This is a genomic window from Streptacidiphilus sp. MAP12-16 (assembly GCF_041262165.1).
In the GTDB taxonomy this organism is placed as follows: domain Bacteria; phylum Actinomycetota; class Actinomycetes; order Streptomycetales; family Streptomycetaceae; genus Streptacidiphilus.
This window is the reverse complement of the sequence record NZ_JBGCBY010000068.1, coordinates 1-6,971: the sequence shown is the minus strand read 5'-3', so window position 1 is coordinate 6,971 and position 6,971 is coordinate 1. Positions and strand designations below refer to the sequence as shown.

Here is a 6,971-nt window from a genome sequence, read left to right as displayed (position 1 = left end):
GGGGCGGGGCCATAAATGGCCTTAGGGAATTCCTTTCGGAATTCCCCGCACCACATAATTCCCCTTCGGGGAATTCGTTGGTGGCTTGGGTCGAATCCCTTCGGGATTCTTTGTTGGCGGTTTTGGTTTCCCCTTCGGGGAATCCAGGTGTGTTGGTGGTGGGGTTTTGAGTTCCTTCGGAATTCATTTTTCACCTTCGGTGAATTGTGATGGTTGGGATTGTCTGCCGTTGGCAGACTTGTTTTTGATTGGCCCCTTCGGGGCTGCGTGGTGAGGGTGCATCAGTTTTGGGATGTTCGGTGGTTACGAGATTCGGGCTACTCCCTGCCTGGTGAGAGTTCTTGACGGGGCGTTCGTTCGATGGTGGGAGTGGGTGGTGGGGCCTTAGGCCTGGGTCTGTGCTGGGTGTTCCGGGCCGTTGGCCCGGTGGTGGTGGGCGGGGTTTTCGTTGGGGGTTTATCGGGGGTGTGGTGGGGTGTCCGGTGGGGGTGCTTATGGGGGCGGTTGGTTTTCTTTCTTGGGGTGATCGTATCAGGCTGACTGGGGTCTATGTCCGGTGGGTTGAATTGTGTTTCGATGTCGAGATTGATCTAGCATGGTGTCATTGTTTATTTCTGGGTTTGGGTGCGTCAGATTTCTGTTTCTGATGTCGTGTCAGAAAGAAATTGGAATGGGAATTGTGGCCGTGAAATAGGTGGGGGTGATCTGAGGGAGAGTCAGAATGGACTCGGCGGCGGGCCCTTCGGGCCGCGCTGGAGGAGGGGTGGGGAGGGTGGGCCCTGTCGGGCCTGCCCGGTGCCGGCGCCTCCCCCCAAGGGGGGCTGCCTACGGCAGCCCCGACCGAAGGACAAGCCAGGAGGGGCAGGAGCGGGGTGAGAGGGCGGGAGAGGAGGGGCAGGAGGCCGGGAGAACACCAACCGAACGGCACACCACATGCAGGTTCCCAGCTTGCAAGCCACAACAAACCGGCCGAGGTGGTGGTTTCGAGGCTACCGTCGACGCCATTTTGGACAGTGCCGGCCAGCGGCCTGTCCCAGTGTCAAGGAACAGGGCACACAGCGGAACTGAGCCAGGCCCAGACGAACAGCCAAGCCGAACAGCCGGAGAGGACAGCAGCCGACGACAGATGGGTGCGGGATCACTGCACAGGCCCAGGAAGCCCGCACCGCTGGCTGGTGTGGTGGCGGCTCGCGGCTGGCAAGCAGCACGGGTGCGCTACGACTACGAGACGCGCACCCGGCAGCCCCTGACGATCAACCAGCCTCAAAGACGAGCACCGCAGTCAGGACGACCAACACCAGTGTGCCAACGAGAATCCAGACGTCAACACGGCGCAGCACCGCTCCTCTACGCCGAGGGCCACGCAGGATGATCAGCCCCTCTGGGGCGACGGCATCGACCGAGGGCATGGGTCCACTCAACGCCTCGTGTACCTCCCCCGGGGAGGGGCTGGCCACCGCCAACGCCTCACTGAGCTCATCTCGTCGCGAGCGGTCGTCAGTCACCCGACCAGTATCGCGCCCCGCCCCCGTCCCCGAGAGCCGAACCCAGCGGCCACCGTGATAGCGCGGGCACGGCTGCTGGACGTCCCGGTGAAGCTGGCCGACTCCTGCGCACCACCAGCGCCAGCCTCGCTGTACAGCCAGTCCCGATCGCGGCCGACCGACGCCCGCCCGGGCCCTGGCCTCCCAACGACGCCACAGCACCGCAGTACGCGACGACCAGGGCACAGATCCCCCCCGGCCGACCGTGGATTTGATCCAGTGTCACCCGGACGTCCTATCCTGATTCATCTCATCGTTCTACTCAGCGTCTTGAGCAACAGCAGGGACACACGATGGTCAATCCGGCGATCCTCGTCGCAGCCGCGCGGCAAGCTCCCACCTCCCATGACGAACAGCTGCCGGACACCGACCAGCCCTGGGGCACCTGTCCCCGCTGTGATCGGCAGAGCAACTTCTCCAACCTCGGGTCCACCGCGGTCACCTTCGATTATTCGAAGCTGATGACCAACCGCGCCGGGCAACCCACCCCGACGGAGACCGAGCGGGTCACCGTGCTGGTCTGCCAAGGATGCCGCCAGGGCATCGCGGTGGTCGAGGAGAAGGAGCGCGAGAGTAGCAGAGTCCGTTGGCGCGGCATGCACTGGTGGCCGTCTCCCGGGATGCAACCCGGAAACCCGGACGTCCCGGCTGCCATTGCCGACGCCGTCGCCGAAGGCAGTCGCTGCCTGGCGACACAGGCCCCTCGGGCTGCGGCCGTCATGTTCCGCAGCGCACTCGCGCTGATCGTGGATGACCGCGGCTCCGCTGCAGCCAAGGCCAAGAGAAACCTCTTCGACCAGCTCAAGCAGATGGCTGACGACAAGGACCTCGACGCCGCTCTCGGAGAGTTCGCCGATCACATCCGGACCGTCGGCAACGCCGGCGCCCATCCATCGACACTGGATCCCGTCTCAATGGAGGAAGCCACCGAGCTGGCCGAGTTCATCGGACACATGATCCGATTCCTCTACATCCTGCCGGCGAAGGTGCACCGAAGCCGCGCCAAGCGCCCCTGACGCCTTCAGCACGCGCTACAGGACGCCCCTCACCCCAGTGAACTTCGCTGGGATCTCCTGGTCGGCGTCGAGCCCAACTGTGCGCGTGACTTGGCGCACAGCCGGACAGGTGCGAGTCGGCCCGTGCTGAGGCCACAGGTCGGTAGCTTGTCCTCAGTCGTTTGCGGAGCGCGGAGGAATGCGTGGAATCGTCGGACACACAGGTCGGTGTCGTGTTCATCCACGGCCTCTTCTCCTCCCCTGCTGTCTGGCGGTGGTTCTTGCCGCTCATCGCCAACGACCCCGACCTGTCGTTCGTCACGCCCCTGTGTTTCGAGTACGCGTCTCCGTTGCTGCCGCTCCCCCTGGGTCGCATCCCCACAGTCAACGACATCGCCGACAGCCTCCGCAGATACCTGGAGGTAGAGGCGGGTGGGTTCGAACGCTTGGTACTGGTGTCACACAGCCAGGGCGGACTGATCGTGCAGCGGTATCTGGCCCGGATGCTCCACGACGGGCGCGGCGTCGAACTGGCTCGCATCAAACGTATCGTGCTGTTCGCCTGCCCGAACGCCGGGTCTGGCTTCGGATTGCCCCTGCGCCATGCCTGGCTGCGCGGAAACCCCCAGGTACGAGGACTGGCACCTATCAACCCCGATGTCATCGAGGCACAGCGCACCGTCATCAACCAGGTTTCCGCCGCCCAGACAATCGCATCGAGTACGTGTCCGATCCCGATTGCCGCCTACGCCGGCGAGACGGACAACATCGTCACCCCTGCCTCGGCCCGCAGCGTCTTCAGCAACGCGAACGTCCTGCCGGGAAACCACTTCACGATCGTGCGCCCCGACTCCGCACAACACCGCTCCTACACCTCCCTCAAGCACGACCTGCTGATCCTCCGCGACCGGAACCCCGACACTCAGTCGGCCCAGGAAGAACCGGCCGCTGGCCCCACCGCTGGCCACCACGTCGACATCCGCCAGGCGGCCTTCAGCGCCCCGCCTCCGGCAGCCCACAAAAAGGTTGGCACGTCCGACTTCTATGCGCGCGCAGCACTCGTACTCGGTCGCGTAGAGGGTGGAATCAACTGGCCGTACGGCATGAACGTCGAGCCTAAGACCCTGGAGGACCAGGCCGACCTGAAAGCCCGGCAGCGTGTGCTGGTGAACTGGGCGGAGCGCTACGGACTCAAAACCAGCACCAGCGGGTGCTGCCCCTACTGGCTCCTACGCGACACGAGCAGGAAGTGCACACCCGACATCGGCTGTCAGGGGACAGGTATCGACTCAAAGGACGCCCACTGGTCGGATCATTCTGTGTACTGGCTTAAAGATGGCCGGCCATCCGTCATCAGCACCGCGCCGTACCGCGTCACCAAGGCCATGAAAGACAGACTCGCCTTCTGGGAAGCCACCGAGCCGGTGCTCCAGGTCGCCCTCGGGACCGGTTGGTACGGTCACGGCACCACACAGATCATCATGTGGCGCACCGACCGCATCGAAAACATCGAACCCGCACACGCTTAGGTTCTCGACGGCTGCCTCCCTGGCACCGGCCTGGCTTCACAGCACATGAACACGAAGGCCCGACGAGCGAGTGGTCGCCCGACCGCAGGGGCCGGGCCGACTCGGCGGCCGCGCGGTTCTGCCTCCACGACGCTCACGCAGACGACGGCGAGACCGGATCGCACGCCCCTGTGTACCGCCGTACACACTGGTGACAACAACGGGGTGAGTGGCACCATCCAGGCTATGACTACAAAGCAGGGCCGCCTGTGCGGCTGTCGTTGCACGGAAACCACAGCTGGCGGGAAGTTCCGCCCGGGCCACGACTCGAAGATCGTTCCACAGCTTGAAGCCGACCACGGCAGCCTGCTCGACTTCTGGTCCTGGTACGAGGAAGCCATGTCGACCACGCCGCCGCCGAAGCGTTAGACCGCGCGCGATAGCCGGCACGGCAGGCGGGACCAAGGAAGCGCCCGTGAGCGCCGCCCGAAGGAACGCGATGGTCGCCCCTGATCCCGGCCGTGCCGTCAACGGGCCCGCAGTCGCGGACGCCAAGGCGGGCCAACGGGATATCACGCAGTGAGGCGCCCTCGGACCCCAGGTGGGGTTGTGATGTGTGGCCTCAAGACATAGGCGACATGAGAGTCTCGGCAGTTCATTGACAGTTGTCTCGGTACATCCTTGACGATGCCGCGTGGGCCCTTGATCATTGGTCGCTGTGACTGAGGGGGACGACGCTGCTGGGCAGCGCCCGGCTTGGCTGGTCGAGCAGCGGTACCGGGCGGTTCTTGAGGTGCTCGACGGCTCGCCGGTCAGCGAGGTGGCCGTGCGCTACGGGGTGTCCCGCCAGACGGTCTACACGTGGAAGGCCAAGCACGCGGCCGACGGCCTGGACGGGCTGAAGGAGAAGTCCCGGCGGCCGCGCACCAGCCCGAACCGGCTCCCGGCCGAGACCGAGGCGCTCGTCTGCGAGATGCGCCGGGCCAACCCGCGGTGGGGAGCCCGCCGGATCGCCCACGAGATAGCGCGGACCGGCACGATCCCGGCGCCGTCGCGGGCGACTGTGCACCGAGTGCTGGACCGCAGCGGACTGATCCGGCATCAGAAGCAGCAGCACCGGCGCAAGTACCGGCGTTGGCAGCGCGAGACTCCGATGCACCTGTGGCAGATGGACCTGGTCGGCGGGATCTACCTGGCGGACGGTCGCGAGTGCAAGATGCTCACCGGGATCGACGACCACTCCCGGTTCGTCGTCGTCTCCTCGGTCCTCGCGGTGCCCTCCGGGCGGGCCGTCGCGGACGCGTTCGTCCGCGCGATGCGGGTCCACGGCGTTCCGGCCGAGGTGCTGACCGACAACGGCAAGCAGTTCACCGGCCGCTTCACCAAGCCCCGTCCGGCCGAGGTTCTGTTCGAGCGCGTCTGCCGGGAGAACGGCATCACCGCCAAGCTGATCAAGCCCTACTCACCGACGACCACCGGGAAGATCGAGCGCTGGCACCAGACCCTGCGGCGAGAACTGCTCGACGTCGCCGGCCCGTTCGCTGACCTGCCCGCCGCCCAGGCCGCAGTCGACGCCTGGGTCCACACCTACAACACCGCACGGCCGCACCAGGCGCTGGACATGGCCACCCCGGCCAGCCGGTTCCGGCCCAACCCTCTCCCCGAGCCCACGACCGTCGTCCCCGTGCGGACACCCGACACGGAGCCCGACCTCGTCGCCGAACCGCGGCCGCCCGCGCTGCTGATGCCGACGTCCGCACCGGCCCTGGAGTTCGAGACCGTCGTCACCCCCAGCGGCCACGTCGGTGTCCTGCCCCGGGTCCAACGCGTCCGCTTCGGCAAGGACTACGCCGGACGCCGGGTCCACGTCTGGGTCGACGAGCTCACCATCCACATCAGCCTCGACGGCAAGCTCATCAAGACCACCGCATCGTGCCTGAGCCCGGACAACCTGCGGGAGCTCGCGATGCGCGGCGCGGTCAAAGCCGGACCACCACCCGCGGCCGCCGCCGTCCGGCCAGGCGAGACGGACCCCGGCACGGTCATCGAGGCCGACCGCAACGTCAACCAGTTCGGCATAGCCCTGCTTGGCAATGCACGCGTGAAGATCGGCTACGAGCTGGCCAACCGTCGCGTCACCCTCCGACTCGACGGGCAGCTCATGCACGTGATCCACGACGGCGTACTGGCCAAATCCCTGCCCGCCCCGATCAACGCCGAACAACGCACCGGTCTTCGAGGCGCCCGGGTCGCCGCCGGCGAACTGCCCGCGCCCGCCGCCGGCGCGATCCACGTCGAGCGCAAGGTCCCCGCCGACGGCGTCATCATGGTCGCCCGCCAACGGCTCCGCATCGGACGCACCTACGCCGGCGAGCTCGTCACCGTCCACGTCGAGGACACCTACTTCCGCGTCACCCTCAACGGCGCCGACCTCGTAGTCCACCCCCGCAAAAACCAGCACCCGGTTACCCGCTTCAGAGCCAAGATCCACGCACCGAAGCTCTGACGCACTGTCGCGCATCACATGAGACCGTCAACGATGTCCCGAGGCCAAGCTGTCAACAAAGTCCCGAGACCTCACATGACAGGGGTGGCCTTCGCCATCCTGGACGGCACGGTGACGGGCAATCAGCTCAGCCCGTACTTCAGCCCACCAGTGGCCTCGCAGCTTGCACTGCCAGCGCGAGGGGTCGCGGATGCCGGGGAACTCACTGAGGCCCTGCCCCTGCTTGACGGCTTCCGCCTGCAGGGCATCAGTCAGCGCCTCAGCATCCTGGCGAACCCGCTGACGCAGACTCCCAGGGGAGTCCGATCGCCAGCAGCAGGCTAACGGCGTGGTGTGCGGTAGCCAGTGGTCGTAGTCTCGGCTGATCGGGAGTCGAGCCCGTGGATGGTGGCCAACGGCCGCGGGGGGTATTTGTGCT

The 6,971-nt window shown here is 66.1% G+C and carries 5 protein-coding genes; 4 read left to right on the top strand and 1 reads right to left on the bottom strand.

The features are described from left to right. The coding region (locus ABIA33_RS37910) for a hypothetical protein (RefSeq protein WP_370088772.1) at positions 1 to 187 on the bottom strand (187 nt) is incomplete at its 3' end. Positions 188 to 1,837: 1,650 nt separating this feature from the next. On the opposite strand from ABIA33_RS37910, the gene ABIA33_RS37905 reads away from it, so the two are divergent. The 4 genes from ABIA33_RS37905 (at position 1,838) to ABIA33_RS37890 (ending at position 6,553) form a co-directional block, all read left to right on the top strand. Next, positions 1,838 to 2,560 (top strand): DUF4145 domain-containing protein, encoded by a 723-nt coding sequence (locus ABIA33_RS37905; protein WP_370088770.1) that lies wholly within the window; start codon positions 1,838 to 1,840, stop codon positions 2,558 to 2,560. Between the two features lie 182 nt (positions 2,561 to 2,742). Further along, entirely contained in the window at positions 2,743 to 4,068 is a 1,326-nt protein-coding gene (locus ABIA33_RS37900) for an esterase/lipase family protein (RefSeq protein ID WP_370088768.1), read from the top strand. Positions 4,069 to 4,293: 225 nt separating this feature from the next. Continuing rightward, the gene (locus ABIA33_RS37895) at positions 4,294 to 4,476 is read left to right on the top strand and encodes a hypothetical protein (protein ID WP_370088766.1); all 183 of its coding nucleotides are present in this window, start codon (positions 4,294 to 4,296) and stop codon (positions 4,474 to 4,476) included. 289 nt (positions 4,477 to 4,765) lie between these two features. After that, the gene (locus tag ABIA33_RS37890; RefSeq protein ID WP_370088764.1) at positions 4,766 to 6,553 is read left to right on the top strand and encodes an IS481 family transposase; all 1,788 of its coding nucleotides are present in this window, start codon (positions 4,766 to 4,768) and stop codon (positions 6,551 to 6,553) included. Positions 6,554 to 6,971: the final 418 nt, after the last annotated feature.